The 26,562-nt window shown below is 64.4% G+C and carries 25 protein-coding genes; 13 read left to right on the top strand and 12 right to left on the bottom strand.

Annotation, left to right across the window (positions count from 1 at the left end; translation table 11 throughout):
- Positions 1-96: 96 nt before the first annotated feature.
- Both H7X45_RS12455 and H7X45_RS12450 read right to left on the bottom strand, forming a co-directional pair.
- Positions 97-642, bottom strand: a complete 546-nt coding sequence (locus H7X45_RS12455) for a SixA phosphatase family protein (protein WP_187335163.1) — start codon at positions 640-642, stop codon at positions 97-99.
- Entirely contained in the window at positions 639-3,407 is a 2,769-nt protein-coding gene (locus tag H7X45_RS12450; protein WP_187335162.1) for an ATP-dependent DNA helicase, read from the bottom strand. The genes H7X45_RS12455 and H7X45_RS12450 overlap by 4 nt, the downstream gene beginning before the upstream one ends.
- Before the next feature lie 11 nt (positions 3,408-3,418).
- Between H7X45_RS12450 and H7X45_RS12445 the strand changes: the two genes are divergently transcribed.
- Positions 3,419-5,029: a lysine--tRNA ligase gene (locus tag H7X45_RS12445; RefSeq protein ID WP_187335161.1), complete on the top strand. Its 1,611-nt coding sequence runs from the start codon at positions 3,419-3,421 to the stop codon at positions 5,027-5,029.
- Between the two features lie 12 nt (positions 5,030-5,041).
- Here the strand turns inward: H7X45_RS12445 and argE are convergent, their stop codons facing one another.
- Entirely contained in the window at positions 5,042-6,202 is a 1,161-nt protein-coding gene (argE, locus tag H7X45_RS12440) for an acetylornithine deacetylase (protein WP_187335160.1), read from the bottom strand.
- Entirely contained in the window at positions 6,199-7,302 is a 1,104-nt protein-coding gene (locus H7X45_RS12435; protein WP_187335159.1) for a fatty acid desaturase family protein, read from the bottom strand. Before H7X45_RS12435 ends, argE begins: the two co-directional genes overlap by 4 nt.
- Before the next feature lie 313 nt (positions 7,303-7,615).
- Here H7X45_RS12435 and H7X45_RS12430 point away from each other — a divergent pair, with 313 nt between their 5' ends.
- Positions 7,616-8,380, top strand: coding sequence for a restriction endonuclease subunit S domain-containing protein (locus H7X45_RS12430; RefSeq protein ID WP_187335158.1), 765 nt, complete (start codon positions 7,616-7,618; stop codon positions 8,378-8,380).
- Positions 8,370-10,238 carry a type I restriction-modification system subunit M gene (locus H7X45_RS12425; RefSeq protein ID WP_187335157.1) on the top strand — a complete coding sequence of 623 codons (1,869 nt, stop codon included), beginning with the start codon at positions 8,370-8,372 and terminating at the stop codon, positions 10,236-10,238. The genes H7X45_RS12430 and H7X45_RS12425 overlap by 11 nt, the downstream gene beginning before the upstream one ends.
- Positions 10,239-10,242: 4 nt before the next feature.
- Here the strand turns inward: H7X45_RS12425 and H7X45_RS12420 are convergent, their stop codons facing one another.
- Both H7X45_RS12420 and H7X45_RS12415 read right to left on the bottom strand, forming a co-directional pair.
- Positions 10,243-10,752 carry a DUF3833 family protein gene (locus H7X45_RS12420; protein WP_187335156.1) on the bottom strand — a complete coding sequence of 170 codons (510 nt, stop codon included), beginning with the start codon at positions 10,750-10,752 and terminating at the stop codon, positions 10,243-10,245.
- A gap of 54 nt (positions 10,753-10,806) precedes the next feature.
- Positions 10,807-11,547 carry a prolyl hydroxylase family protein gene (locus H7X45_RS12415; protein ID WP_187335155.1) on the bottom strand — a complete coding sequence of 247 codons (741 nt, stop codon included), beginning with the start codon at positions 11,545-11,547 and terminating at the stop codon, positions 10,807-10,809.
- Between the two features lie 164 nt (positions 11,548-11,711).
- Here H7X45_RS12415 and H7X45_RS12410 point away from each other — a divergent pair, with 164 nt between their 5' ends.
- Complete coding sequence (locus tag H7X45_RS12410) at positions 11,712-12,194, top strand: pyridoxamine 5'-phosphate oxidase family protein (RefSeq protein WP_187335154.1); 483 nt, start codon at positions 11,712-11,714, stop codon at positions 12,192-12,194.
- 83 nt (positions 12,195-12,277) lie between these two features.
- Positions 12,278-13,048 carry an SDR family NAD(P)-dependent oxidoreductase gene (locus tag H7X45_RS12405; protein WP_187335153.1) on the top strand — a complete coding sequence of 257 codons (771 nt, stop codon included), beginning with the start codon at positions 12,278-12,280 and terminating at the stop codon, positions 13,046-13,048.
- Positions 13,049-13,070: 22 nt separating this feature from the next.
- Here the strand turns inward: H7X45_RS12405 and H7X45_RS12400 are convergent, their stop codons facing one another.
- Entirely contained in the window at positions 13,071-13,595 is a 525-nt protein-coding gene (locus H7X45_RS12400; protein ID WP_187335152.1) for a GNAT family N-acetyltransferase, read from the bottom strand.
- A gap of 93 nt (positions 13,596-13,688) precedes the next feature.
- Between H7X45_RS12400 and H7X45_RS12395 the strand changes: the two genes are divergently transcribed.
- Positions 13,689-14,081, top strand: coding sequence for a YkvA family protein (locus H7X45_RS12395; RefSeq protein WP_187335151.1), 393 nt, complete (start codon positions 13,689-13,691; stop codon positions 14,079-14,081).
- Positions 14,082-14,097: 16 nt separating this feature from the next.
- On the opposite strand, the gene H7X45_RS12390 is transcribed toward H7X45_RS12395, so the two are convergent.
- The gene (locus tag H7X45_RS12390) at positions 14,098-15,318 is read right to left on the bottom strand and encodes a polyhydroxyalkanoate depolymerase (RefSeq protein ID WP_187335150.1); all 1,221 of its coding nucleotides are present in this window, start codon (positions 15,316-15,318) and stop codon (positions 14,098-14,100) included.
- A 227-nt stretch (positions 15,319-15,545) separates the two neighbouring features.
- Between H7X45_RS12390 and H7X45_RS12385 the strand changes: the two genes are divergently transcribed.
- The 4 genes from H7X45_RS12385 to H7X45_RS12370 all read left to right on the top strand — a co-directional run bounded on the left by H7X45_RS12385 (position 15,546) and on the right by H7X45_RS12370 (position 20,304).
- Positions 15,546-17,330 (top strand): ABC transporter transmembrane domain-containing protein, encoded by a 1,785-nt coding sequence (locus H7X45_RS12385; protein ID WP_187335149.1) that lies wholly within the window; start codon positions 15,546-15,548, stop codon positions 17,328-17,330.
- A 52-nt stretch (positions 17,331-17,382) separates the two neighbouring features.
- On the top strand, positions 17,383-18,435 hold the full coding sequence (locus H7X45_RS12380; protein ID WP_187335148.1) for a PAS domain-containing protein: 1,053 nt from the start codon (positions 17,383-17,385) through the stop codon (positions 18,433-18,435).
- A 7-nt stretch (positions 18,436-18,442) separates the two neighbouring features.
- Positions 18,443-18,823 carry a response regulator gene (locus H7X45_RS12375; protein WP_187335147.1) on the top strand — a complete coding sequence of 127 codons (381 nt, stop codon included), beginning with the start codon at positions 18,443-18,445 and terminating at the stop codon, positions 18,821-18,823.
- Positions 18,824-18,939: 116 nt separating this feature from the next.
- On the top strand, positions 18,940-20,304 hold the full coding sequence (locus H7X45_RS12370; RefSeq protein WP_187335146.1) for a serine hydrolase domain-containing protein: 1,365 nt from the start codon (positions 18,940-18,942) through the stop codon (positions 20,302-20,304).
- Between the two features lie 271 nt (positions 20,305-20,575).
- Here the strand turns inward: H7X45_RS12370 and H7X45_RS12365 are convergent, their stop codons facing one another.
- The 4 genes from H7X45_RS12365 to H7X45_RS12350 form a co-directional block, all read right to left on the bottom strand.
- Positions 20,576-21,022 (bottom strand): ExbD/TolR family protein, encoded by a 447-nt coding sequence (locus H7X45_RS12365; protein ID WP_187335145.1) that lies wholly within the window; start codon positions 21,020-21,022, stop codon positions 20,576-20,578.
- A 63-nt stretch (positions 21,023-21,085) separates the two neighbouring features.
- Positions 21,086-21,628 (bottom strand): ExbD/TolR family protein, encoded by a 543-nt coding sequence (locus tag H7X45_RS12360; RefSeq protein ID WP_187335144.1) that lies wholly within the window; start codon positions 21,626-21,628, stop codon positions 21,086-21,088.
- A gap of 96 nt (positions 21,629-21,724) precedes the next feature.
- The gene (locus tag H7X45_RS12355; RefSeq protein WP_187335143.1) at positions 21,725-22,552 is read right to left on the bottom strand and encodes a MotA/TolQ/ExbB proton channel family protein; all 828 of its coding nucleotides are present in this window, start codon (positions 22,550-22,552) and stop codon (positions 21,725-21,727) included.
- A gap of 74 nt (positions 22,553-22,626) precedes the next feature.
- Positions 22,627-23,331 (bottom strand): energy transducer TonB, encoded by a 705-nt coding sequence (locus H7X45_RS12350; RefSeq protein WP_187335142.1) that lies wholly within the window; start codon positions 23,329-23,331, stop codon positions 22,627-22,629.
- A gap of 307 nt (positions 23,332-23,638) precedes the next feature.
- On the opposite strand from H7X45_RS12350, the gene H7X45_RS12345 reads away from it, so the two are divergent.
- The 3 genes from H7X45_RS12345 (at position 23,639) to H7X45_RS12335 (ending at position 26,549) form a co-directional block, all read left to right on the top strand.
- On the top strand, positions 23,639-24,514 hold the full coding sequence (locus H7X45_RS12345; RefSeq protein ID WP_187335141.1) for a hypothetical protein: 876 nt from the start codon (positions 23,639-23,641) through the stop codon (positions 24,512-24,514).
- Between the two features lie 89 nt (positions 24,515-24,603).
- Entirely contained in the window at positions 24,604-25,926 is a 1,323-nt protein-coding gene (locus H7X45_RS12340; RefSeq protein ID WP_187335140.1) for a homoserine dehydrogenase, read from the top strand.
- On the top strand, positions 25,923-26,549 hold the full coding sequence (locus H7X45_RS12335; RefSeq protein WP_187335139.1) for a DapH/DapD/GlmU-related protein: 627 nt from the start codon (positions 25,923-25,925) through the stop codon (positions 26,547-26,549). Before H7X45_RS12340 ends, H7X45_RS12335 begins: the two co-directional genes overlap by 4 nt.
- Positions 26,550-26,562: the final 13 nt, after the last annotated feature.

Genomic DNA, 26,562 nt, shown 5'->3' with positions numbered 1-26,562 from the left:
ATAAAGAGGCTATCTGCTGAACAGCCGCTGAAGAATTAATACATTGGAAAGACTTCGGTTCAACTCACCCGACCGGGCCGTGCAGAACCGGGACAGTCAGCGCAGATATTGCGGACCCAGATCGGGGGCAAGATCGCGCGGCCGTGTGAACCGTTTCAGGCGCCCCTTGCGATTGTCCAAGTCGGCCCAATCGTCGATATCGAGCGCTATCTCAGCAACGGATGCGGTGGGGAACTTCTCTTCCACATCCTCGCGCGGGCCGCCAGCGCCGTTATCGGGCACCAGATCCAGCACGAGGTCTTCCATGCCCGGATTGTGGCCGCACATCATGACATGCTCCGCCGCGCCGCCGCGGTCACGAAGCACCTCGATCAGCGTGACCGAGGACGCCAGATAGATGCGCTTGTCGATCTCCGGCTCAAGCTTGCGTCCATATCCTTCGACCAACCCGTCAAGCGTCTCGGCGACGCGCACGGCAGGGCTCGCCAGCACAAGATCGAACAGCAAGCGCTGCTCGGCCATCCAGTTGCCGATCACCCGCGCCGCCCGCCAGCCGCGCTCGTTGATCGCGCGGTCCACATCGCGCAGGCCTTCGTCCGACCAATCGGACTTGGCGTGGCGGATCAGCGTCAGTTTCTTCATCGGTCGATCAGGTCCTCGCCCAGCAGCTTTTCCAGCCCCACCCCTTCTTGCCCGCTTTCGCGATGCTCCGAAAGGCCGCTTATGCTGGAAATCGCTTCAGCCAGCGTCACACGGCGAACCGGCGTGCCCGCTGGGAAGGCGTCGAGGAAGCGCGAAGGCATGGCCGCGGAGAGCATCACGAAGCGTCCGCGGTCGTCGGCCCGGCGAATCAGGCGGCCGAAAGCCTGCGCCAGCCGGGCGCGAATGATTCGGTCGTCATAGGCGCTGCCGCCCGCCGCCAGCTTGCGCGCCCGGTGCAGGATATTGGGCTTGGGCCAGGGCACGCCCTCCATGATAACGAGCCGCAGCGAATGACCGGGGACGTCGACGCCGTCCCGCAGCGCATCGGTGCCGAGGAGCGAAGCGCGCGGATCGTCCCGGAAGATATCTACCAGCGTTCCGGTATCGATCGGATCGACATGCTGCGCGTAGAGCGGCAGGCCGGACCGCGCGAGCCTGTCCGCGATTCGCGCATGTACGGCGCGCAGGCGGCGGATGGCGGTGAACAGGCCTAGCGCCCCGCCCCCGCTCGCCTCGATCAATCGCCCATAGGCGTTGGCCAGCGCCGCGGTGTCGCCGCGCTTAATGTCGGTGACGATCATTAGCTCGGCCTGGTTCGCATAGTCGAACGGGCTGACGGCGGTGAACTGATCGGCGGGCCTGTCCAGATGGATAGCGCCAGAGCGTGCCTGCGCATTGTCCCAATCCCCGCCGCCGCGCAGCGTGGCGGAGGTGACAATCACGCCGTGCGCGGGCTTCAGCACGATTTCGGCCACCGGCCGCATCGGATCGAGCCAGTGCCGGTGCAGCCCGACGTCGAAATCGCGGCCCTCGAACCGATCGACCGCCATCCAGTCGACAAAGTCGGGATCCGCCGCGCCGACCGCGTTGGAAAGCAGCGCGATCCAGCCGCCCAGCAGATCCACGCGCCAGTTCATGCTCGCCATCGCGCCATCGATACGCGCGCGGGCCTGCGCGTCCATCCAGTCGGGCGGATCGGCGAGGATCGCCTCCAGCCGCCGCCCGAGCACGACCAGCGGGCGCTGTAGCATCTCCAGCGCCTCGATCGCGCCGTTGATCGCTTCCACCGTGGGCCCGTCGAGATCGGCGATCTCGGTTTCCAGCCCATAGCCCGCCTCGGCCGATTTGCTCTCATCGCGGGCATAGACGAAGCCGCGCACCGCCCAGAGCAGCCGCTCAAGCGGACCGAACGGATCCCCCTCGGCGACGCGCTGTAGCCAGCCATCGGACGGCAGCGCGGTGGCGGCCGTGCGGGCCGCCTCGATGGCGCGGCCGCCCTCATCGTCATAGCTCGCCACATCGGCCAGGCGCGCGGCGAGGCCTCGGCGGCGGCCGCGCGATTTGCCTTCCGGGCCGATGATCCAGCGTCTGAGCTCGATCGTCTCCTGCCCGGTCAGCGCCGCAGCGAACATCGAATCGGCGGCATCGAACAGATGATGTCCTTCGTCGAAGATCAAGCGCGTGGGCTGGCTCGCCTGCTCGCGTCCGCGTGCGGCATTGACCATCACGAGCGCATGGTTGGCGATGACGATGTCCGCGTCCGCGCTCGCCCGCGCCGCGCGTTCGATGAAGCATTTGCGGTAGTGCGGGCAGCCCGCATAGACGCATTCGCCGCGCCGATCGGTCAGCGCCGTCGTGCCGTTGCGCCGGAACAGGGTGACGAGCCAGCCGGGCAGATCGCCGCCGATCATGTCGCCGTCGCGGGTATAGGCGGCCCAGCGCGCCACCAGCTGCGACAGCACGGCGGCGCGGCCCTGAAACCCACCCTGCAGCGCGTCCTCCAGATTAAGCAGGCACAGATAGTTCTCGCGGCCCTTGCGCACGACCACCTTCTCGCGAAACTGCGCTTCGTCCGGATAGATACGCCGCGTCTCGCCGACCAGTTGGCGCTGCAGGTTCTTCGTATAGGTGCTGATCCACACACCCCCGCCCGACTTCTCGGTCCAGCGATGCGCAGGGGCGAGATAGCCCAAAGTCTTGCCGATGCCCGTCCCCGCCTCGGCCAACAGCATATTCGGCTGCCCCTTCACGGCGCGCGGATTGAATGCCTTGGCTGCCTCTACAGCGTAGGAGCGCTGCCCCTCACGTCGCTCCGCGCTCTCTCCTGTGAGCTTCGCCAGGCTTTTGAGCGCTTCATCCTCGTCGACCCGCACCTGCTTGGGCTGCGCGCGCGGTGGCCGCTCTTCCCACTCGGGAAGCTTGGCGAACAGCCAGCGCTCCGCCTTTTCCGGGCGCTTGATTCGGCGCGCGACTTCGGCTGCCCAAGGCCAGCGCAGGCGAAACAGCGCCTGCGCAGCGTTCCACGCGCCCTCGCGCTCCGCCCATGCCGGATCGCCGAGCGTTTCGAGCAACGCTTCGGCCGCCGAGAGGTAGAGCGATGGGATGTCGGCATCCGCGGACGCAGATGTTCCGAGTGGATTTTCAGCGCCGGTTTCGAGCCGCAACGCCCGCGCCAGCCCGGCGGGTGTCGGCACCATGAAGCGGGCGGGATGGACGAACGCGAATAGCTCCAGCAGGTCCAGGCCCGACAGATCGGGATAGCCCAGCCGCCGCCCCACCAGTGGCGCATTCATCAAAATCACCGGCGTTTCCGCCGCCCTGCCGATGGCATCGCCCTTGGATATCGCGCGCGGCGCGGCGCCCGGTTCGGCCAGCCAAATGCCCGCATGACTTGCATGCAGCGCGGGGAACGGTAGGTGAGTCACGCCTCCCGCTTATGCCATTCGGGAACGAAAAGGAAACAGCACACGTGGATTATCGCACCGCCGCATCGGACAGCAAGGCTTGGGTATTCGAAGAGGCGCGCAAGCTTCTGAAGCGCTATCCCGATGGCAAGCCCGGCGGCGAACCAGTGCTGTTCGAAACCGGCTACGGCCCATCGGGTCTGCCGCATATCGGCACCTTTCAGGAAGTGCAGCGCACCACCTGGGTGCGTCAGGCTTATACGATCCTGACCGGCGGCGCGCCTAGCCGACTGGTTGCGTTCAGCGACGATATGGACGGCCTGCGCAAGGTGCCGGACAATGTCCCCAATCAGGCGATGCTGACAGAGCATCTCGGCAAGCCGCTGAGCCGCATTCCCGATCCGTTCGGCACGCACGAAAGCTTTGCCGCGCACAACAACGCGCAGCTGCGCGACTTCCTCGATCGCTTTGGCTTCGACTATGAGTTCATCAGCGCGAGCGATCGCTACAACAGCGGCGCGTTCGACGATGCCCTAAGGAACGTGCTGCGCCGCTACGACGCGATCATGGACATCATGCTGCCGACGCTGCGCGAGGAACGGCGTAAGACCTACTCGCCCGTGCTTCCGGTCTCGCCGACCAGCGGCGTCGTGCTGCAAGTGCCGGTCGAGGTGGTCGATGCCGAGGCCGGTATGGTCCGTTTCGAGGACGAGAACGGCGAGACGGTCGAGCAGTCGATCCTGGCCGGTAACGCCAAGCTGCAGTGGAAGGTCGACTGGGCGATGCGCTGGGTGGCGCTGGGCGTCGACTATGAGATGTACGGCAAGGACCTGACCGACAGCGGCGTCCAGTCCGGCCGCATCGCCAAGGTGCTGGGCGGGCGCAAGCCGGAGGGGCTGATCTACGAGCTGTTCCTGGACGAGAAGGGCGAGAAGATCTCCAAATCCAAGGGCAACGGCCTGACCATCGAGGAGTGGCTGACTTACGGCTCGGACCAGTCGCTGGCCTTCTACATCTTCCCCAACCCCAAGTCCGCCAAGCAGCTGCATGTCGGCGTGATCCCGCGCGCGGTCGATGACTACTACCAGTTCCGCGCGAACTGGCAGGATCAGGACGCGGCTAAGCGGCTCGGCAACCCGGTGCATCACATCCATGACGGCGACGTGCCGGATGTGGAGCTGCCCGTCACCTTCGGCCTGCTCCTCAACCTCGTCGGCGTGATGGGTGGAGAGGCGGACAAGGACGCCGTCTGGGGCTATTTGCGCAACTACGTGCCGGATGCCTCGGCGGAGCGCTATCCGGAGCTGGACGGCCTGATCGACAACGCTCTGGCCTATGCCCGCGACTACATCGCCCCCACGCTGAACCGGCGTGCACCGCAGGGCGGCGAGGTGGCCGCGCTGGAGCGGCTCGATGCCGAACTGGCCGAGCTGCCGGAAGACGCCGCCGCCGAGGACATCCAGACCATCGTCTACACCATCGGCAAGGATGAGAGCTACGGCTTCGCGAGCCTGCGGGACTGGTTCAAAGCGCTGTACGAGACGCTGCTCGGCTCCAGCCAAGGGCCGCGCATGGGCAGCTTCATCCAGCTCTACGGCATCGCCAACACGCGCGCGTTGATTGCCGAGGCGTTGGGACGCTAACCCGCCCCCGCCTCACGCCTGCAACCGCGCCGCCAGCCGTTCCATGAACGCCGCGCCGCGGTCGATCTGCTCCAGCGCGATCCACTCGTCGGGTTGGTGCGCCTGCTCGATCGAGCCGGGGCCGCACAGCACCGTGGCGAAACCCGCCCGCGCGAATTGCCCGGCTTCGGCGGCGTAAGAGACCGCCAGTGCCGGGCCGTTGTCTCCGGTCAGCGATCGCACAAAGGCTTCGGCCGGGCCGTCGGGGACGGGGGCCAGCGGCGGGGTGTGCGACAGCCGCTCCACGCGCACGCCGCATTCCGGGAAGCGCGCCTGCAGCTCGGCGTCCACCGCCGCGATCCGCTCCATGAACGGCGCCAGGATATCCAGCGGGTCCTGCCCCGGCGGGCAGCGCAGATCGAAGACGAAGCGGGCATCGCGGGCCAGGATGTTGCTCGCCGTGCCGCCGTTCATCATGCCCACCGTCAGCGTGGCGTGCGGCGGCGTGAAGGGGCTGTCCGGATCGGCGCGTCCCTTCAGCCCCTCCGCCAGCGCCGCCAGCTCGCCCATCAGGCCAATCGCCACCATGTTCGCCGACACGCCCAGATGCGTGAGGCTGGAATGCGCCTCATGCCCGCGCACGCGCACCTCGTGCAGCGCGATGCCCTTGTGCCCCGTCACCACCGCCATCGATGTCGGCTCGCCGACGATGGCGAGCGCGGGCGCGGGCACATGGTCCGCAATGCTAGCGATCAGGTCCGGCGCGCCCTTGCAGCCCACCTCCTCGTCATAGCTCAGCGCGATGTGCACCGGCCGCTTGCCGCCCCGAAAGCGCGGCACGGCGGCCAGCGCCAGCGCGATAAACGCCTTCATGTCGCTCGTCCCGCGACCGTGCAGCCTGCCGTCCCGCTCCGTCACCGTCCACGGGTCGCTCGACCAGTCCTGCCCGTCGATCGGCACGACATCGCTGTGGCCGGACAGGATCACCCCGCCCTCCACATCCGGGCCTACGGTGGCGTAGAAGTTCGCCTTGGTGCCGTCCGCATTGGGCACGCGGCGGCCGGTGATGCCGAAGCCGGAGAGGTACTCCTCCACCCATTCGATCAGCGCCAGATTGCTGAGCCGCGAGGTGGTGTCGAAGCCCACCAGCGTCTCCAGGATCGACCGGCCCTTGGCCGCCAGATCGGCGCTCATGCCGCGCCCCCCGCCATCCGCAGCACCGCGACGTAACCGGGCGCGATGGTCATGCGGCTCGTGAGGCCCTTTGCGGCCAGCAGGCGGTGCGCGGCGGGCAGGCGGTAACAGGGGACGGCCATGAACAGATGGTGCTCCGAATGGTAGTTGACCCAATAGGGCGCGACGGTGGCTCGCTCCGCCCAATTGGCATGGGTGGTGCGCGCATGGGTGAACGGATCGTCCGATCCGGTGGCGGTACAGGCATGTTCGGCGATGTTGCGCACGCGCAGGAACAGCTGGAACGTGGTGGCCAGCGCGGCAATCCAGATCAGGAACGGCCACGGCCCCGCGCCTAGCGCCCATGGCACAATCAGCAGCAGCGCGTTGACGGCGAGGAAGCGCAGCATGGCGACACCGGCAAAGGACTTCACTTCGCCATCGCCGCCCTCCTTCTCGGTTCCGTTCGCGCTCCCTTGCCCCTCATCCGTAGTCCTGAGCCTGTCGAAGGACGCCTCTCCTGCGCTTACCTCACCCGCGTCCGCGAAACGCCCTTCGACAGGCTCAGGGCTTACGGTCTTCGGTCGTTGCTGCTTCAACGCCGCCCATGCCGCCGCGAGCTGCGCGCCCCGCGTGCGCAGGAAGGTGCGGCCTGTCAGATCGCGCCACACCTTGCGCCGCAGGCTCGCGCCACTGGTCGGGAAGGGCTTGGAGAGGATGAGGTCGGGGTCCTCCTCCTGCTGCGTGTAGCGGTGGTGGGTGAGGTGATAGGTGCGGTAGGCCTTGAGATCGCTGCCGACGGGCGCGCCGGTCAGCCATTCGCCCAGCCGGTTGTTCCACCGGCGATCGGGGCTCAGCAGACCATGCGCGGCGTCGTGCATCAGGATGGCAAGCCCCAGCTGCCGCCCGCCGACGATGACGATGGCGAGCAGCACCGCCGGCACCCCGGCGAGCGGCCCCAGCGCATCCCAGCCCCACAGCGCCACGCCGATGACGAGCGCGATCACCGCCCAGCAATGCACCACCAGCCACGTGCCCCGCCAACGCGACACCCGTGTGAGCGCGCTCCACTCGGCACGGCTGAACAGCTCCAGCGGCCGCGCCGACTTCACCTGCGCCATAGCGACCCTCCCCGCGCCCACAGGACGCCAGCTTCACACACTTCACACTGTCCAGAGCTCCTATTTTTCACCGCCCGAAGCGGCAAGCAAATGGAGCGGATCGAAAAGCGCATTTGTGAAACCATGAGCACAGCATACCCCATGCAGGCCCCTGTAGGACAGGGTCTTGTCCTGCCGTTTGCCATGGCCTTGCCCAGCCATGCACCTTCAACTCCAGAATGGAGCAGAACCTCGCCACATCGGATCAGCTTCCCCGTGCATCGCGGAACCCTTTGAGGAACATGCCAGCGCGTTCACTTCGGGGGAGATTATCTTGGCCAGTCGCAGCGAAGTCGAAGAGGCGCTATTTCCCGAGAGTGGCGCACTGGTGGAAGCGCTGGTTGCGCCCGAAAGCTGGTGCATTCCGCTGGAACGGATCGTATCTGAGGCGGCCACGCGGCTCGATGCAGAACATTATGAGCCGAAAATTCTCGCCAATTCCGATGCGCTCGATGCGTCCGGCCACGACCTGATACCGCTCGCAGAGCTTGCCGAAATCCGCCTGCCGAGCCTGTTCACGCGCATCTGGGCCAAGAATGCCGATCATGGCATCCCCTATCTGAATGCTACCGATCTGATGAGCATAGCCGCCACGGGCCTGCCCGCGCAGGCACGCTTCGTTTCCCATGCCTCTCGCGTGAACCTCGATAATTTGCGCATCCGGATGGGCTGGCTGCTGGTCACATGTTCGGGCACCATCGGGCGGGTGTTCGAAGTGCCGCCTTCGCTTGATGGCTGGGCAGCCACGCATGACATCATCCGCATCATTCCGCATGACGAGCGCCTGCGCGGCTATATCCGCGCCTTCCTGACGTCCGAATTCGCGCAGGTTCAGATCCTGAAGCACACCCATGGCGGCCAGATCGATCACATCACCGATGATCAGATCGGCTCCTGCCTGGTCCCCATGCTGCCCGACACGGTAATGCACCGCCTTTCTCAGGCCATGGACGATGCAGAAGCCGCCCGTCAGCGCGCGGCACAGCAGGTCGCCGATACGCTGGCAACGATCAAGACGGAGATGGCTGATGCCCGATAACAGCAACATCATCCCGCTGATCCCGCCGGGCAAGATCCGCTGCTTCATCACCGGGAAGCTTCGCCCAGACACGCCGGAAGAAAATGTGCGCCAGCGCTGGGCGCGCAGTCTGGTCGACGAATATGGCTATGACAAAAGCGATATCGGTGTGGAGGTCCGCATCGTCATGGGACGCGCCAGAAAGGCGGCGGATCTGGCGATCTTCAAGGCTGGCGCAAAACATGCGCAGGAAAACATCGTCACCATCATCGAAGCCAAGCGTGACGACAAGAAACCGAGCGCGAAGGATGACGGGCTCGATCAGCTGAAAAGCTATATGAGCGCGTGCAGCTGCTGCCGTTTCGGCATGTGGGTGGGCCAGACGCTGGTCGCCTATGAGCGCTCGCTTAGCGACGGCACAATCAGCGAGGTCGCGGATATTCCGCGTGCGGGAGAAGATTCTCCCCGGCGGCCAACCCATCAGGACCTGCAGCCGGTGCAGGAGCTGACGAGCATCTTCAAGCGGTGCCACAATTACATTCACGCCAATAGCGGGCTGCAGAAGGCCGAAGCATTTCACGAGATGCTGAAGTTGATCTTCTGTAAAACCTATGAGGAAAGCGAGGGCGGGAACGAGCTGCAATTCTCGATCGATCCCAGCGAGCGCCGCTCTGCCGCCGGCCAGCGCAGGCTGCTCGACGACCGGCTCGCACCGCTGTTCGAGCAGGTGAAGGACCAGTACGAACATATCTTCAAGCCGGACGAGCGCATCACACTTCGCCCCGAAGTGGTCGCCTATGTGGTGGCCGAGCTGCAATATATCTCGATCCTGCGCAGCACGACCGATGTGAAGGGCGAGGCCTATGAGCATCTCGTCGGCGACAATCTGCGCGGCGACCGGGGAGAATATTTCACACCCCGCAATGTCTGCGACATGGCGGTGAACATGATCATGGCGCTTTATCCGATGACGCGCTTATCTTCCCTCAAAGTGGTCGACTGCTGCTGCGGCACCGGCGGCTTTTTGGTCAGCTGGATCGCCAATCTGCGCGATCGGATGCGGGAGCAGGAGGTGCAGCGCGGCACTGTCGATGTGCAGGCGCGGGTGCGCGAACGAGTGCGCGAGACCTGCCGCCGGCATCTTTATGGACTGGATATCAATCCGGGGCTGGTGCGCACGGCCCAGATGAATCTCGTGATGCATGGCGATGGCTCCACCAATGTGTTCGAGGCGAATACCGTGAAGCGGCCGGGTGAATGGCCCGATCAGACGCGCGAACATGTTCCCTATGGCCAGTTTGATGTGGTGATCACAAACCCGCCCTTTGGCGAAGAGGTACGGATCGACGATGCCCATATTCTTGATCAATATGAGCTGGGCCAGTGGGAGAGCGAACGCAAACGCAGCTCCATGCCCGCCGAACAGCTGTTCGTGGAAACCGCGCTCAACTTCCTGAAGCCGGGCGGTATTTGCGCGCTCGTGCTGCCCGACGGCATCCTCAACAATCCGGGGCTCGCCTTTCTTCGGCGCTGGCTGACACAGCGTGCCAGGATCGTTGCATCGGTGGCGCTTCCCAAGGAAACCTTCGGCCGCAACAAGGGCGTCAACAATCCGTCCGTGCTGATTGTCCGCAAGTTCACCATGCGGGAACTGGAGGATGCACGGGAGCGCAATATGGTCGATACACGCGCGGAGCTATTCCTCTCGATGCCGCGCACCGCTGGCATCGACAAGCGCGGAAGCACCTTGTTCTTGCGCCATCCCGACGGCCGCATCATCGAGGACAGCGACGGAATCCGTTTGATCGACGATCAGATCGGGCAGGTAGCATCTGCCTTCAGCCAATCGACGGTAGCCTTGGCAAACCGCGTCAGCTGAAAATTCACTCCTTGCGGATCGTCTCGTCCAGCTTGGCGACGGTGATGCCGAGCTTGCTCACTTTCATGCGGTTGAGCGCCACCTTGCCGCCGGGCTCCAGGTACAGCCACTGGTCGACACCAAGGCCGCCTTTCATGGTGTAGGCGAGGTGCAGGCGGTTGCCTTCGCTGGAGCCGGTGACGGGGCCGTCGGCATCGGTCAGCGTGCCGGCATAGCGGCCCGGTGCGGTCTCATGAATCACCCAGGTGCGTTTGCGCTCCGGCTTGTCGCCTTCCTCGATATGCTGGACGAGGCGCAGGCTGCCGTCGTCCAGACGCGTGCCGTCGCTCGACACGCGGGTCTGTTCGGTCTTGCCGACGATTTTGTCGAGCGTACCGACGCCTTCGCTATGCCCCTCGAAAAAGGCCAGCGCGTCGAAGGGCGGCGCGGGTGCGGCGAGACTTGGTTCGCGGACCTGCCCCAGGCAGGCGGTGAGCGCCAGCGGCATCAGCGCGGCAAGGATCGGCTTTTTCATCGTCACCCTTTCTTCGTACGTTAAACGCACGGGGGCGTTGAAAAGCTGCCGGGCTTACTGCCCCTCCGCATTGGCATAGGCCAGCTTCAGCCAGTTGTTCTGCCGAAACCATTTGGTGATGATATATTTCGTGCCGAGCCGCGGCGGCGTGCCGGCGTGCAGTGTCTTCATGTTGGGCGTGCCGTCGGGCCGCATATTGTTCCACATCAGCATCATGCCTTTGCGCGGCGTCACGCCGATGCCGAGCTGCGGAAATTCGGTCTCTCCGCCGTCGGGTACATCATTCAGGAAGATCATCGCGGTCCAGCTGCGCTGCCCGCCCTGATGGCGCTCCTGCTGCCAATAGCCTTCGCCCACATGGAAGAAATCATGATGCGGCTTGAACTCCTGGCCGATATGATAACGCTGGCCCTGCATCGTTTCCGAAAAATCGTTGGATAGGCCCAGCACCTCGGCAATGCGCGTCTCGATCCGCGAAACGTCCGCATCACGGCCATTGAGGTGGCAGCTGTAGCTGGTGCGGAAATTCTCCTGCTTGGTGCCTTCGTAAAGCGTGCTCGGCACCGCTTCGGCATCGATCCGCGCGATCAGCAGATCGCAGTCCGCATCGGGCAGGAAATTCTGATAAACATAGACCTGCGCACCCTCCACATCGACATGCTGGACATAGGGGTTGGCGTTCAGCTTGCGCGTGGCGACCTGGCCGATCTTCTTCAGCTTGGCGGGGTTCGCCGCCGGATCGAGTTTCTTCTTGCGGCGTGCCTGCGCGGCCCCCGCGGTACTTTGTACGTTCATCTCGCTCCCCGGACTGGCCGTCGATTCCGTGGTGCCGGAGTCTCGCCGCTGGGACGCGCTTTTTCAAGAGGGCGTTGGAGGCGCCAATCACGCGGATCGTTCGCCAGCGGGAACGATCCCGGCGGGCCGCACGTTCGAAGGGGCAAACGCAAAGGAGATTTATCATGGACAGCAAGGAAATCGTCGAAAAATTCTGGAAAGCGCTCGACAAGAGCCCGTTCGTCATGATCGGTATTCCCGCGCAGAATGCGCATTCGGAGCCGATGACCGCACAGTTCGACGACGACATCCCGAATTCGCTGTTCTTCTTCGCCGGCAAGGACAATCGCCTGGCAACCGGCCTCGTCTCCCACCCCGAAGCGATGGTGGAATTTTCCGGCAAGGGCCATGATTTCTTCGCCTCGGTCAGCGGCACGCTGTCCGTCAGCGACGATCGCGACCTGATCGACAAGTTCTGGTCCAACGCGATCGAAGCCTGGTTCGATGGCGGCAAGGACGATCCGAACCTTACCCTGCTGCGCTTCGACATGAAGAATGCCGAAATGTGGGAAGCCGATCTTTCGGCGGCGAACAAGCTGAAGATGCTGTTCGGCGGCGACATCAATTATGGCGATCCCAAGGAAAAGCACGTCGAAACGACGATGTAATCGTCTTCGAGATCTCAAACGATGGAACCCCGCTCCGGCGGGGTTTCTTGTATCCATGGGGCAGGCAAACATCGGAGACATTTATGGACCAGCAGCCCCAGACTCTTAGCGGCAAGGTCGCACTCATCACCGGCGCGGCGGGCGCGATCGGCACCGCCACCGCGGCGCTGATGGCCGCGCGCGGCGCGAAAATCGTCGCGGTCGATATCGAAGGCGCGGACACCGCGGCGCTGGAAAAGGCCGTGCCGGGCGAACAGCTCAAGATCGTGACCGCGGATGTCACCGACGAGGCTTCGGTGCGCGATTATGTGAAGGTTACGCGCGAAGCCTTTGGCGGGCGGATCGACATCTTCCACAACAATGCCGGGATCGAGGGGCCGGTAAAGCCCATCGGCGATTATCCGCTCGACGATTTCAAGAAGGTATTCGACGTCAATGTGAACGGCGTGTTCCTGGGCCTGAAGCATGTCGTGCCCGTGATGCTGGAACAGGGATCAGGCGCGATCGTGAACAGTTCCAGCGTGGCCGGGCTCAGCGGAGCGCCGGGCATGAGCGGGTACAACGCCTCGAAGCACGCCGTGCTCGGCCTTACCCGCGTGGTGGCGCTGGAAGTGGCGGGCAAGGGAGTGCGCTGCAACTGCATCAATCCCGGGCCGATCGACAGCCGCATGATGGATTCGCTCGACAAGGGCGGGGATACGACGCAGGAAGCGCGCGAAAAAGGCGTGCCCGAGGGCCGCTATGGCCGCCCCGAAGAGGTGGCGCGGCTGGTGGCTTTCCTCGCGTCGGACGATGCGGAATATATCAACGGCGCGTTCCATTCGATCGACGGCGCGCTGCACGTTTCGACCTGAACGCCGCGTTCGTGCGCCGGGCTCAGCCGCCCGGCGCAGGCCGCTCCAGCACTACCGTTTCGCTGCCGTGATAATCGGCGCGCCGCGTTTCGGCGAAACCATGGCGCGCAGCGAGGCGGAGCGAGGGTTCGTTTTCCGGCGCGATGATGCAGCAGAGCTTGCTGTTCAGCTGCGCATCGGCCCAGCGAAGCGCTGCCGCCAAAGCTTCGCCGCCATAACCTTTGCCATGGAAGTCGGGGCCGAACACCCAGGCGCCCTCCGGGATGGCGGGCAGTGGCGGGTCGATTTCCCGCTCGAACCGGCCAAAACCGATCTGCCCGACATAGGCGCCGCTCGCCTGCTCCTCGATCGTCCAGAGGCCGTAGCCGAGGAGCGACCAGAAGCTGGGGCCGCGCAGAAACTTCTCCCACGCCTGCGCGCGCGTCAGCGGCCCGCCGATATAACGGTGCACGCGCTCTTCCTGCCCGGCGGCATAGGCCGCGTCGAAATCGGCGAGCGTCTGCGCGCGCAGAATCAGCCGATCGGTGGTGATGAGCGGGGCGTCCATGCCTGCCATCCTAGCGCGCCGTCCGCGCTTGCCTAGCTTGGCGCTTGCCGGGAGCGGCGGTCTGTTTAGGTTGCTCGCGGAAAAGGACCACCGATGCCGCAGCCGGACAAAACCGACAAACCCAGTCTTGCGGAGCGCTTGGCGATCGAGCTGGTCGCGATTTGGCTGGCGGTGCGCGATCCACGCACGCCCATGCTCGCCAAGATCGTAGGCTGGCTGGTCGTCGCTTATGCGGTATCGCCGATCGATCTGATCCCGGATTTCATTCCGGTGATCGGCCTGCTTGACGACGCGCTGATCGTACCGGCGGGTCTGTGGCTGGTCGAACGATTGACCGGCGCGGCGCTGATGGCGGAATTCCGCGCGGCGGCTCGCAAGGGCGGCGAACATCCCGCGATGCGTTGGGGCGCGCTGATCGTCCTTGGACTATGGGCTGCGCTGCTGCTGGCGGCGCTTTACGGCTGGCACGTCGCCGCCGAGAACTAAAGCGCCCCTTGCCGCCTCAATCGTTGTGCTTGGCGATCCATTCCTCGACCACGGGCGCGATCTTGGTGCGCCATTTGCTGCCGTTGAAGATGCCGTAATGGCCCGCGCCCTCGGCCATATAATATTTCTTCTCCGCCTCAGGCAGCTTCTTGGCGAGCGTCAGCGAGGCCTTGGTCTGGCCGAGGCCGCTGATATCGTCATTCTCGCCCTCGATGGCGAGCAGCGCGGTCTTGGTGATGGCGCCGGGATCGACCAGGCGACCGCGGTGCAGCCATTCGCCCTTGGGCAGGGCATGGCGCTGAAACACGATCTCGATGGTCTGCAGGTAGAATTCGGCGGTCATGTCGCAGACCGAGCGATATTCCTCGTAGAAATCCTTGCTGGCGCTGGCGCTTTCCTCATCGCCCTTCACCAGATGCTTAAACATCTCATAATGGCTGTTGAGATGGCTGCCGAGGTTCATCGACATGAAGCCCGCCAGTTGCAGGAAGCCGGGATACACCTTGCGCCCCGCGCCGGGATACAGGCCGGGCACGGTGGCGATCACATTCTGCGCAAACCAGGCGTGGGGCCGCTCGGTGGCAAGCGTGTTGACCGCGGTTGGTGCCTCGCGCGTGTCGATCGGCCCGCCCATCAGGGTGAGCGTGCGCGGCACGCAGGGGTTCTCGTCCTGCGTCATAAAGGCGGTGGCGGCGTAGCAGGGCACCGAGGGCTGACAGACCGCGAGCATGTGCGCGCCCGGGCCGATCTCTTCCAGAAACTCGACGATATAGTCGATATAATCGTCCAGATCGAAGCTGCCCGCTTCCACGGGCACGTTCTTCGCATCGCGCCAGTCGGTAATGTAGACGTCATGGCCAGGCAGCATGCGCTCCACCGTGCCGCGCAAAAGCGTCGCGAAATGGCCGGACATCGGCGCCACGATCAACAGGCGCGGCTGGTCTTTGACGCCGTCTTTTACGAAATGCTTCAGCTGGCCGAAGGGTTTGCGCAGCGCGATCTCTTCCGTCACCGCCACGGTCTTGCCGTCCAACTCCGCGGCGTCGATTCCGAAAGCGGGTTTGCCGCGCGGGCTGGCGGCGTGCGCGAACACGTCCAGCGCCGAGGCGACGACAGGGCCGGCCCCCACATAGCTGAGCGGATTCAGCGGGTTGGTGAGCAAATTTGCGCCCATGTTCGCAAACACGCTGGCACCGGCCAGAAGTGAGCGCTGAAATTCGTAGCTGGCGTAAAGCATGAGAGGCCTTCGAATATTCGGTATGTCGGACGACGCAACGTAAGCGCGAAAGGTTAATGTTGCAATGCAGTGCACGGTTTGCCGGTGCGCGTGCTGTTTGTGCAACGTCCGGAGCCGAACCAGCGAACGGGTATGCGGGAGGGTGGACTGGCAGGAATATGCGGGGAAACTCTCAGCGCGCCATTGCCACTAGGCTAACCCCCCTCCCCCTGCTAACCGATCCGCCCATGGCACGGCGTCCCACGAAAGCTGCGATCGAACCGGGGTCCGCCCGCAAGCTCGGCAGCCTCAAGATCGTTTTCCGTTATCTTCTGAATTACCCGAAGCAGCTGGCCTTTGCCGCCGCCTCGCTTCTGCTGGCGGCGCTGGCGACGCTCGCCATCCCGCGCCAGTTGCAGCAGATGGTGGACAAGGGCTTCGGCTCCTCCACCGGCGATATCGCGCCCTATTTCCATTACATGTTCATGATCGTGGGCGTGCTGGCCATCGCCACCGCCGCGCGCTTCTATTTCGTCAGCTGGCTGGGCGAGCGGGTGGTGGCCGATATCCGCCGCGCGGTGCAGGACAATCTGCTGCGACAGGCGCCCCGCTTCTTCGAGGAAAACCGGCCGAGCGAAATTGCCTCTCGCCTCACCGCGGACACCTCGGTGATCGAACAGACCGTGGGCACCACCGTTTCCATCGCGTTGCGCAATATCGTGCTGGGCATCGGCGGGATCATCTATCTGTTCGTGCTCGCCCCGGGCCTGGCCGCCATGCTGCTGATCGGCATTCCGCTGATCATCGTGCCGATCGTGCTGATCGGCCGGAAGGTGCGCCAGATCTCCCGCCACAGCCAGGATCGGATCGCCGATGTCGGCGCGATGGTGTCCGAAACGCTGGGCGCGATGAAGATCGTGCAGGCCTTCGGGCAGGAACCGCGCGAGCGCAACCGCTTTGCCGTCGCGGTGGAAGACAGCTTCGATACGGCGCGGCGGCGGATCAAATGGCGCGCGGGGCTGACGCTTGTCGTCATCAGCATGATTTTCGGCGCGATCACCGGAATCATGTGGGAGGGTGCGACGGACGTTGTCTCCGGGCAGCTGACCGGCGGCACCATCACCGCCTTCATCTTTGCCGGCGTGCTCACCGCCTCCAGCTTCGGCGCACTGACCGAAGTGTGGGGCGATATTCTGCGCGGTGCGGGCGCGGCGAGCCGTCTCGGCGAACTGCTGCAGGCCGAACCGGACATCGCGCGGCCCGCCAAGGCCGTCGACATGCCCGCCCCGCGCGGCAGCCTGGCCTTCGATCACGTCACCTTCCGCTATCCCACCCGGCCGGACGACCGCGCGCTCGACGATTTCACCCTGACCGTGGAGCCCGGTGAGACGGTGGCCGTCGTCGGCCCCTCGGGCGCGGGCAAGTCCACGCTGTTCCAGCTGGCCTTGCGCTTCTACGATCCGCAGCGCGGCAGCATCCGCATCGATGGCGTGCCGCTCGCCAATGCCGATCCCGCGGAACTGCGCCGCCGCATTGCCTATGTGCCGCAGGAAACCGTGCTGTTTGCCGCCAGCGCGCGCGACAATCTGCGCTATGGCCGCTGGGACGCGGAGGACGAGGAATTGTGGGAAGCCGCACGCCTCGCCAATGCCGAAAGCTTCCTGCGCGGCCTTCCGCAGGGCCTCGACACCTATCTGGGCGAAGGCGGCGCGCGGCTTTCCGGCGGGCAACGCCAGCGCATTGCCATCGCCCGCGCCATGCTACGCAAGGCGCCGATCCTGCTGCTGGACGAAGCCACCAGCGCGCTGGACGCGGAGAGCGAGCGGCTGGTGCAAGACGCGCTCGACCGGTTGATGGCGGACCGCACCACTGTCGTGATCGCCCACCGCCTGGCCACGGTGCGCTCGGCCGACCGGATCGTGGTGATGGACGAAGGCCGCATCGTCGAACAGGGCAGCCATCTGGAGCTGGAAGGCGCGGGCGGATTGTACGAACGGCTGGCCCGTCTTCAGTTCGAACATGGTTCCGCCTGAGGGCCGCTTTTTGTTCGCTGGCGTTCGCGTTCCATTGTGTTAACTGTCGCGAATGGCAGAGAAATACGACCAGTCCATGGAAGCGTTCGACGATTCGCCCGGCCGATTTCGCAGCGTCCAGAATACGGAGCGTTTCTCCGGCGCTTCCGGCCTGTTGTTCGAACAGGCGATGGCGCAGACGCGCATGGCGATCTGCCTGACCGATCCGAACCAGGAAGACGATCCCATCGTTTTCTGCAACCGCGCGTTCCGCGAGCTGACCGGCTATGACGAGGATGAGATCGTCGGCCATAATTGCCGCTTCCTGCAGGGCCCGGACAGCGACCCCGAAACCGTGGCTCGCCTCCGCAAGGCGGTGGAAAACCGCGAAGTTACCGTGGTGGAGCTGCTGAATTACCGCAAGGACGGCACGGCCTTCTGGAATGCGCTGCATGTCGGCCCGATCTATGACGACGACGACAATCTGAAATATCTTTTCGGCAGCCAGTGGGACGTCACCGATGTGCACGCCGCGCGCGCCGACGAACGCCATGCCAAGATGATGGCGCGCGAGCTCAGCCACCGCGTGAAGAACATGTTCTCGGTCATCTCCGCCATCGTCAACATGGCCGGGCGCGACCGGGGGCAGGAGGAGATGGCCGACTGGATCACATCGCGTATCCAGGCGCTGGGCCGCGCGTACGAAACCACGCTCGACGAGGCGAGCTCGGGCAGTATCGGCGTCGGCCAGATGATGCGCGCGGTGCTTGGCCCTTATGACGGCGGCGGCGAGAATATCAGCTATCGGGGTGAGCCGATAAAGCTGGACACCAACATCGTATCGATGCTCGGCCTGACGCTGCATGAGCTGGCGACGAACGCCATCAAATATGGCGCGCTCAGCACCGACCACGGCAAGGTGACGATCGAATGGGAAGCCGAAGACGGCGAGCTCGCGATCGACTGGCGCGAAAACGGCGGCCCCGCGGTCACCGAGCCGCCCGAAGGCAAAGGCAGCGGATCGAACATCGTGCGCCGCCTGCTCGCCGCCGCCGAAGGCACCATCCGTTACGACTGGCAGCCGCAGGGCCTGCATGTGTGCGTGCGCGTTCCGCTGGATGACTGAGAGCGACATGGCCAACACAATGCGTGGAGACGCCCTGAAGGGGCGCGATATCCTCGTGGTCGAGGACGAGCCGACGATTGCGCTCGATCTGCAGATCGCGCTGGAGGACCATGGCGCTTCGGTCCGCACCGCGCGGACATTGGCACGTGCGCTGGAACGCGTGGAAGCTCAGGCACCGGATGCGGCGATCCTCGATGTGACATTGGGTCAGGAAAAGACCTGCGAGCCGGTGGCGCGCGCGTTGCAAAAGCTTGGCGTTCCCTTCCTGCTGCATTCGGGCGATCTGGACCGGCAGGGCGAGCTGATCCACCGGCTTGGCGCGCCGGTTATCGCCAAGCCTGCCGCGAACCGCGAATTGATCGAACGACTGAGCGAGCTGCTCGCCTGAACTTTTAGGCTTGAGCGCCTCGGCTGAGGCTCCAGTTCCTGAACCCTCGCCGATAAGCCGCTCGCGCAGCGGCTCTGCGTCTGTCAGACTACGCCGGTCAACGCAGGAGCGAGATCATGGTGCGAAAAGCAGTGACGTTGGGCTTGGCTCTGGCAGTCACGCCCCTGGGAAGCGCGGCGCAGGCCGAACCGGCCCGCCAGCTCTTCGATGAATGGCTCGGCGCGTTCAATTCGGGTGATAGTTCGGCGATCAAGGCCTTCTCTCGCGCGCATCTGGACGATCCGCTGGCGGTGACCCAGCGAAATCAGCGCACCGAAACCTGCGGCTTCGATCTGGTGCGCGTGGAGAAAGACGAGGGCACCGCCTTCAGCGCGCTGCTGGCCGAGCGCTGCTTTCCGACGCTGTCCCGCCTCTCCTTCACCGTGGCCGACGACGGCGAGACGCTGCGCGAATTCAATTTGCAGCCGTTCGCGATGGCACCGGAGCGAGCCTGGGCGGCAACAACGGACATCGCGAAAAGGCTGGCTGAGCGGGACGAATTCGCCGGATCAATCATCGTGGTGCGGGATGGCGAGGCACCGTGGATGCTGTCCCGTGGCAGCTTTTCACATGACGATCCGCGGCCGATCACAGCTGATACGCCCATGTTTCTGGCCTCGGCGGGGAAAATGTTCACCGCGGTCGCGATCCTTCAGCTGGTCGAACAGGGCAAGGTGGCGCTGGACGCGCCGCTGTCACGTTATCTGCCGGACTATCCGAACCGGGAGATGGCGAAGGTGACCATCCGGCAGCTGCTGAACCATCGCGGCGGCACCGGCGATGCAGGGATATTGCAGCGCGAGGATGCGGCCAACCGCGCCTGGGTTCGCACGATCGACGATCTGATCAAACTTAACGGCAACCGGGCTCCTGCTTTCACGCCAGGCAGTCAGAGCGATTATTCGAACTACGGCTTTATCCTGCTCGGCGCGGTGATCGAGCGCGTGTCCGGCGAACGCTATCCGGACTTCATCCAGACCCATGTCTTCGCACCCGCGGGAATGACCGAAGCGGGTTATCCCGACCGCGATCACATGGCGGACGTCCCGGTGGGCTACTCCACCTTTTTCGAGAGCGAGCCTGAAGCCATTCCTAGCACCGAAGCGCTACCCTGGAGCGGATCCGCGGCGGGCGGCGGCGTCGCGAGCGCCAACGATCTGGTTCGCTTCTTCGCCGCGCTACAGGCAGGCAAACTGGTCTCCGCGGAAACGCTCGCGATGGCCACGGTGCCCGGTGACACACCCTGGTACGGCCTGGGCTTCGTGGTGCAGGAGGGCAAGCATCCGCTCTGGGGCCATGGCGGCTTCTCCTACGGCATGAGTGTGGCCGCCCAGCGCTTTCCGAAAGACGGGCGCACCTTTATCTGCATCGCGACGCGCGACATGGCCTGCGACCGTCTGATCTACGCCTGGTTCGACCGCACGTTCGGCCTGACCGAATGACGGCATGTCGAACTGTCGATCCTGGATTAGCGGGCTTGCGAAGCTGGCGCGCAGTGCGGGGGGGGGCGCCCGCTCATGCAAGCCGGGCACTTGCGTCAACAGGGGCGCGCCTCGAGGCACTAAATAGTCCCGTATGAGCCGCCGATCGCTGGCCCGCCTGCCCGTATCTCTCTTGGCAAAGACGCGATCCGGGCGCGAGAGGAGCCTTCGACCACCGAAAAAAAGGCGGCACCTTGCGGCACCGCCTTTCTGTATTCCGAAAGGAGTCAGCTTATTTGGGCATGACCGCAGCTTTGCCAAACTGGCGGAACTGCTCATTTCCGACAAACCCGAACTTGGTGATGCCCGAGCGCTTGATCGACGCCAGCGCCTCGTCGACGATCACATAGCGTGTGGTCGCGGAAGGCTGGAACTGCAATTCAGGCTCCGGCGTCATCTGCCGCGATTCCTGAAGCAACTGGTCGAACTGCTGCAAGGTAATCGGCTGGCCGTTCCACTGGATGACGTCGTCCGGCGTAATGATCACTTTGTTCACCACGGGATCGACCAGCGGCGGCGGGTTGCTGCTATCGACCGGCAGATCGATCTTCACCGCGTGCGTCTGTACCGGAATGGTGATGATGAACATGATGAGAAGCACGAGCATGACGTCGATCAGCGGCGTCGTGTTCATCTCCATCATGGGGGCGCCGTCGTCGCGACCACCGCTCATTGCCATGACATTTTCTCCTAAATTGGTCTCTGCGGGACGCCGCTGGCGCCCCGAGCTAACAGGTCGCGATTACAGGGCGGTCTGAATCTCGATCGGCGTGGAAATGAACCCGACCTTCGAGAAACCGGCAGATTGCATCTGGTAGATCGCACCGCCGATGCAGCGATACGGGGTGTTGATGTCACCGCGGATGTGCACCTCCGGCAGATCTTCCGGAGCGACCTGACCCGATTCAATCGCAGCCGGCCCGCCTAGTGCATCGATCTCGGCCTCAAGCTTCTTGACGGCGCGGTCGACCAGCTCGGTCGAATCGATCGGCGTCACGTTCCAATAGACCCGGCACTGGCCGTTCGGCGATGCACCTTCGAAACCCGGCTCACCAGGATCGATACCGTTCACGTCCGTCGCGCTGACCGCGAGCAGAACGTTCTCCGGCTTCGTGATGGTCGGCTCGAACTTTACAACCGGCAATTCGAGATCAACCGTCTGGATCACGACCGGAATAGCGATGAGGAAGATGATGAGAAGCACCAGCATGACGTCCACGAGCGGCGTCGTGTTGATGTCGGACATCGGCGTCTCTGCGCCTCCGCCTCCCGAACTGATGGCCATTGATTAAATCCTCTGATCTTCTCGGCCGTGTCCGGCCATTACGTCTTGCGTCTGAAGCTTGCGGGCGGGGTAAGGCCCCCGCCCGCCTGCCTTGAATTAACGCTTCGTCGTGGTCGTGCCGGGACGCTCGGTCGTGCCGGGCTTCACCGCCGGGGACTGTACGCCCCCGGCCTGACCGGAAGACTTGGTCACCGGCTTAGTGGCAGTCGACGTGTTGGTAGCGATCTGCGGCTTCACGCGGCCATCCGAACCCATATAGGCGAGGAGGTCGTTGGAGAAGCTGTTGAGATCACGCAGGATGTACTTGTTGCGGCTCTGGAGCCAGTTGTAAGCAAGCACCGCAGGAACGGCCACGAACAGGCCGAGCGCCGTCATGATGAGCGCCTCACCAACCGGGCCGGCCACGGCGTCGATCGATGCCTGACCGGCGATACCGATCTTGATGAGCGCCGAGTAGATGCCGATCACGGTGCCGAGCAGGCCGACGAACGGTGCCGTTGCACCCACGGTAGCGAGAAACGCTAGACCGCTGTTGAGCTTGGTGTTGATCGACGCTTCCGAACGAGCGAGCGAACCATGCAGGTAATCATGCGCTTCCTGCTGGTCGGTCATCTGGCCGTGACGCTCTTGCGCATGCAGGCCGTCATCGACGAGCTGCTTGTAAGCACTGTTCTTTTCCAGCTTGGTCGAGCCTTCCTTCAGGCTGGACGCACGCCAGAAACCGGCGCGGGCCTTCTTGCCCTGATTGATCACCTTCTGCTGTTCGAACAGCTTGGTGAACAGGATGTAGAAGGAACCGACCGACATAATCACCAGGACGACAAAGATCGCCCAGCTGATGAAACCGCCTTCGTTAAGAGCCTCCAAGAGGCCGAACTTGTTCTGCGAGCCACCGGCTGCAGCGCTCAAGAGTTCAATGGACATGGTGTGACTTTCCTCTTCGAAATATATTCAAGCTGCGTCGCGGAGCCGGCCCCGGCAGGCCCCGCGCACTGATCTTAATCCGGAATTTCCCAGCGAACGCGCGTGGTATAGCTGCCCGTTGTGGGATTGCCCTGTGAATCCAGCGCCGGCTTGAAGCGGGCACGCCGGGTTGCGTTACGGCACGCCGCATCGTCGAGCTCACTACTTCCGCTCGAGCTGGTGATGGAGCACCCGCTCACGCGGCCGTTAGAGCCCACGGTCAGACGGAAACCGGTGGTGCCGGTCGCTCCTTCACGTAGCGCACGCGACGGATAGTCGTTCTGCGTAACCCAGCCGCCAGGATTGTTCGACGGCTCCGGGTTCGCGCGCTGCGGAGGCGGCGGCGGGGGCGGAGGCGGCGGAGGTGGCGGCGGCGGAGCCAGCTTCGGAACCGGACCGATCTTGTTAAACGTCGGCGTCACAGGCGCTGCCGGCGGGATATCCCGAACGGTAGCAACCGGCGGCGGCGGCGACGGTGTCTTCACGATCGGCGGCGGCGAGACGATCGGCGGATCGACTTGCGGCTGCGGATCGGGCTCCGGTGGCGGCGGCTCTTCCGGCGGCGGTGGCGGCGGCTCCTCTTCCTGAACCTCCACGACGTTCAGATCTTGTGCCACCTTTTTCACCGCCTGATATGCCAGACCGGTGATAACAGCATACCCGATCAGCACATGGATGATGACAACGATTACGATCGAAACGAGCTTAGTATTGCTCATTTCCTGGTCTGCATAGGCCATTCGGCTGCGTTGCTCCTTCACTTCCCCGCAGGACACGAACCAACACTGCTAAAGCAGCAATCGGCCCGCGCGCAACGGCTTTCTCTCCTCAGGCATCCTCGCCTTAACCGCGCTCCCCGGCTGGGGCAATGCGCTTAATGCATAGGGTATGCCCAGTCTCCCAAGCGCAGACTGACCTGTATTGTACGTCCGGCCCGCAAAATGGATGCGGTGCACGGTTCATACGATTGACAGGGCACATCGGACATGGGCCTTTAACCACAAGCGTATGACAGATCAGGGGCAGTAGTCCATGCGGAATGTAAGAATGTATCAACTCATCGCGTCTACGGCGATGTTTCTGGGCGGCTGCGCCAGTGTGCCGAGCGCGGCCTATGACCGCGCGGCCGAAGAAAATCCGCCCAGCTATGTCGCCGTCGCCGATCAGGTGACGCAGGCCCCCGCAATCGTCGATCTTAGCATCACCCGCGCCACCGAACTGGGCGCAGACCGGGCCGGGCCACTGCCACCGGGGATCGCGCGCGTTTATGTGGAGGCGGATGTCAACAGTCTGATCCGCGGATCGAGCGCCTTGCCGCCGCAGATTCGCTTCCTAGCCGATGTTCCGCGCGATGCCCGGGGGCGTGCGCAGAAGCTGAAAGGCGGCCGCTACTTCGCCTTTGGCCGCATCACCGGAAATGGAGAGCTGCAGCTTTCGGGGCCGGCATCGCTGCTGGCTTATGGTCCGCAGACCGATTCGTTGGTGCGGCAGGTTGCACGCGAGGCGGTGGCGATCGATGCGCCCGCGCCGATCACCGGCGTAACCAGCGCTTTTCACGTGCCGGGCAATATTCCGGGCGAGGGCGAGACGCAGATATTCCTCTCGACCGCAGAAAAGCGCCCGATCGCGATCAGCGTGCTCAGCCGTCCCGGCCAAGAGAAACGCTGGTCCGTATCGCTGACCGAAATTGTGGACGAGGCCGCAGAGGCACCGCGGCGCGACACGCTGTTATGGTATCGCCTTGCCTGCAACGGCCTTCCGAACCAGCTGCCCTCTTCCGCTTTGTCGAGCGGCGATCCGGTGAACGATGCGCGCGCGCGCGAGGATTATCAGTTCGTGCGCCGCTCGGTGGGGCCATGCAGCGCCAAGGCACCGATATCGGATGCGCCGCTGATCATGGATCGGCCGCGCGATATCAGATAGAATATAGGAGAAAGAGCTGGGGCTGGCCATGAAGCGTCCCACAGGGTAACCGCCGCCTCACAAAAATCAGGCGAAAAGGCAGCTCTCCCATGACTCAGCCCTCCTCGAACCGCCCTTCCGAAGCGCAGCCGCTGCGCGTGGCTCTTGCCGGTCTCGGCACGGTCGGCACCGGCGTGGTCCGCCTGATCGAGGAAAACCGCGATCTGATCGCGCGGCGCGCGGGGCGGCCGGTGGAGATCGTCGCGGTGAGCGCGCGGGAGCGGAACCGGGATCGCGGGATCGACCTTAGCTCCTACCGCTGGTGCGACGACATGGCCGCCTTCGCGCAGGACGAGGACGTCGATGTGGTGTGCGAGCTGGTCGGCGGATCGGACGGCCCGGCACTGGCGCTGGCGCGCGCGGCGCTAGGCAACGGCAAGGCGCTCGTCACCGCGAACAAGGCGCTGATCGCCCATCATGGGCTGGAACTGGCGCAGATCGCCGAGCAGTCGGACGCGCCGATGCTGTTCGAGGCGGCCGTCGCAGGCGCCATTCCGGTGATCAAGGGCCTGCGCGAAGGCGCCGCGGCGAACCGGATCGAGCGGGTTTACGGCATCCTTAACGGCACCTGCAATTATGTGCTCTCCGCGATGGAGGCTAAGGGCGAGGATTTCGGCAAGGTCCTCGCCGATGCGCAGGCCATCGGCTATGCCGAGGCCGATCCCGCCTTCGATATCGAAGGCACGGACGCAGCGCACAAGCTGTCCATCCTCGCCTCGCTCTGTTTCGGCACCAAGCTCGATTTCGCAGGCGTGGAAACGCGCGGCATCACGCAGGTGCGCGCCGAGGACATCGCCCAGGCCCGCGCGCTCGGCTATGTCATTCGCCTGATCGGCTTTGCCGAAGCGGATGGCGGCAAGCTGTTCCAGCGCGTGCACCCCTGCCTCCTGCCCCTCGCCCACCCGCTTGCGCGGATCGACGGGGCGACCAATGCGGTGGTGGCCGAAGGCAATTATTCGGGCCGCCTGCTGTTTCAGGGCGCGGGTGCGGGCGACGGCCCCACCGCCAGCGCGGTGGTCGCCGATTTGGTCGACCTCGCGCGCGGCCAGACGGGGCACAGCTTCGCCATGCCCGCCAGCGCGCTGGAGCCTGCGGAGACGGCGGAAACCGGCCACCGCTCGGGCAAGGCCTATCTGCGCTTCGAAGTGGCCGATAAGGTGGGCGTCCTGGCCGAGATTGCCGCCGCCATGCGCGACGCGGGTGTTTCCGTCGAAAGCTTGATCCAGCCCGCCCTTGTCGGCGGCGACACCGCGCTGATCGCCATCGTCACGCATGAGGTGGAGGAGCGCTGCATCGATCAGGCGCTCGCAAAGCTCGCCGGATCGGATAGCCTGAAGGCCGAACCAATGGTCATGCACATCATGAACGCATGAGCGCGGCCCCTGCCATTGCGGATTATGTTACCGCGTGGCGGGATTCCGCTTGGGGTGCCGAGGTTTCGGTGCCCTGGGAAGCCACCGCAACGGCGGAAGAGCTGATCGGGCAGGCGGTAGCCGATCTGGGCGAAGACTATATCCGCGAAGGCACGGTCGCGCGCCATCGCAGTGCCGTGGTGGAACCTGGCGCCATCCTGAAAGGGCCGGTGCTGCTGGAGGCGAACGCCTTCGTCGCGTCCGGCGCCTATATCCGCGGCGGCGTTCACCTCGGCGAGGGCTGCATCGTCGCCCCGCAGTGCGAGGTAAAGACCAGCTTCCTGTTCGGCGGCGCCAAGATCGCCCACTTAAGCTTCGTCGGCGATTCGATCCTGGGAAGCGGCAGCAATGTCGAGGCGGGGGCGATCATCGCCAATTACCGGAACGAGCGCGGCGGCGCGGCGATCAGGATCGCGACGGACGATGGTGTTATTGAGACGGGCACGACGAAGTTCGGCGTTTTACTGGGCGATGGAGCCCGTGTCGGCGCCAATGCGGTGATCGCGCCCGGTGCGCTGATCGCTCCCGGGGCGATCATTCCGCGCCTGACGCTTATCGACCAATGGCCGAACGGCGCAGGCTGACCGCCGCGCCTCA

The sequence above is a fragment of the Novosphingopyxis iocasae genome, assembly GCF_014334095.1.
GTDB lineage: Bacteria > Pseudomonadota > Alphaproteobacteria > Sphingomonadales > Sphingomonadaceae > Novosphingopyxis > Novosphingopyxis iocasae.
The sequence above is the reverse complement of the archived record's forward strand: the minus strand, read 5'-3'. Positions and strand labels throughout refer to the sequence as shown.

What these genes read in the sequence shown, in the direction of transcription:
- H7X45_RS12445 (WP_187335161.1), top strand. Translation starts at nt 3,419, where the DNA reads ATGCCATTCGGGAACGAAAAGGAAACAGCACACGTGGATTATCGCACC.
- H7X45_RS12385 (WP_187335149.1), top strand. Translation starts at nt 15,546, where the DNA reads ATGGCACGGCGTCCCACGAAAGCTGCGATCGAACCGGGGTCCGCCCGC.
- H7X45_RS12425 (WP_187335157.1), top strand. Translation starts at nt 8,370, where the DNA reads ATGCCCGATAACAGCAACATCATCCCGCTGATCCCGCCGGGCAAGATC.
- H7X45_RS12410 (WP_187335154.1), top strand. Translation starts at nt 11,712, where the DNA reads ATGGACAGCAAGGAAATCGTCGAAAAATTCTGGAAAGCGCTCGACAAG.
- H7X45_RS12360 (WP_187335144.1), bottom strand. Translation starts at nt 21,628, where the DNA reads ATGGCCATCAGTTCGGGAGGCGGAGGCGCAGAGACGCCGATGTCCGAC.
- H7X45_RS12395 (WP_187335151.1), top strand. Translation starts at nt 13,689, where the DNA reads ATGCCGCAGCCGGACAAAACCGACAAACCCAGTCTTGCGGAGCGCTTG.
- H7X45_RS12415 (WP_187335155.1), bottom strand. Translation starts at nt 11,547, where the DNA reads ATGAACGTACAAAGTACCGCGGGGGCCGCGCAGGCACGCCGCAAGAAG.
- H7X45_RS12405 (WP_187335153.1), top strand. Translation starts at nt 12,278, where the DNA reads ATGGACCAGCAGCCCCAGACTCTTAGCGGCAAGGTCGCACTCATCACC.
- H7X45_RS12335 (WP_187335139.1), top strand. Translation starts at nt 25,923, where the DNA reads ATGAGCGCGGCCCCTGCCATTGCGGATTATGTTACCGCGTGGCGGGAT.
- H7X45_RS12435 (WP_187335159.1), bottom strand. Translation starts at nt 7,302, where the DNA reads ATGGCGCAGGTGAAGTCGGCGCGGCCGCTGGAGCTGTTCAGCCGTGCC.
- H7X45_RS12390 (WP_187335150.1), bottom strand. Translation starts at nt 15,318, where the DNA reads ATGCTTTACGCCAGCTACGAATTTCAGCGCTCACTTCTGGCCGGTGCC.
- H7X45_RS12420 (WP_187335156.1), bottom strand. Translation starts at nt 10,752, where the DNA reads ATGAAAAAGCCGATCCTTGCCGCGCTGATGCCGCTGGCGCTCACCGCC.
- H7X45_RS12340 (WP_187335140.1), top strand. Translation starts at nt 24,604, where the DNA reads ATGACTCAGCCCTCCTCGAACCGCCCTTCCGAAGCGCAGCCGCTGCGC.
- H7X45_RS12380 (WP_187335148.1), top strand. Translation starts at nt 17,383, where the DNA reads ATGGCAGAGAAATACGACCAGTCCATGGAAGCGTTCGACGATTCGCCC.
- H7X45_RS12455 (WP_187335163.1), bottom strand. Translation starts at nt 642, where the DNA reads ATGAAGAAACTGACGCTGATCCGCCACGCCAAGTCCGATTGGTCGGAC.
- H7X45_RS12400 (WP_187335152.1), bottom strand. Translation starts at nt 13,595, where the DNA reads ATGGACGCCCCGCTCATCACCACCGATCGGCTGATTCTGCGCGCGCAG.
- argE (WP_187335160.1), bottom strand. Translation starts at nt 6,202, where the DNA reads ATGAGCGCCGATCTGGCGGCCAAGGGCCGGTCGATCCTGGAGACGCTG.
- H7X45_RS12355 (WP_187335143.1), bottom strand. Translation starts at nt 22,552, where the DNA reads ATGTCCATTGAACTCTTGAGCGCTGCAGCCGGTGGCTCGCAGAACAAG.
- H7X45_RS12370 (WP_187335146.1), top strand. Translation starts at nt 18,940, where the DNA reads ATGGTGCGAAAAGCAGTGACGTTGGGCTTGGCTCTGGCAGTCACGCCC.
- H7X45_RS12375 (WP_187335147.1), top strand. Translation starts at nt 18,443, where the DNA reads ATGGCCAACACAATGCGTGGAGACGCCCTGAAGGGGCGCGATATCCTC.
- H7X45_RS12365 (WP_187335145.1), bottom strand. Translation starts at nt 21,022, where the DNA reads ATGGCAATGAGCGGTGGTCGCGACGACGGCGCCCCCATGATGGAGATG.
- H7X45_RS12350 (WP_187335142.1), bottom strand. Translation starts at nt 23,331, where the DNA reads ATGGCCTATGCAGACCAGGAAATGAGCAATACTAAGCTCGTTTCGATC.
- H7X45_RS12345 (WP_187335141.1), top strand. Translation starts at nt 23,639, where the DNA reads ATGTATCAACTCATCGCGTCTACGGCGATGTTTCTGGGCGGCTGCGCC.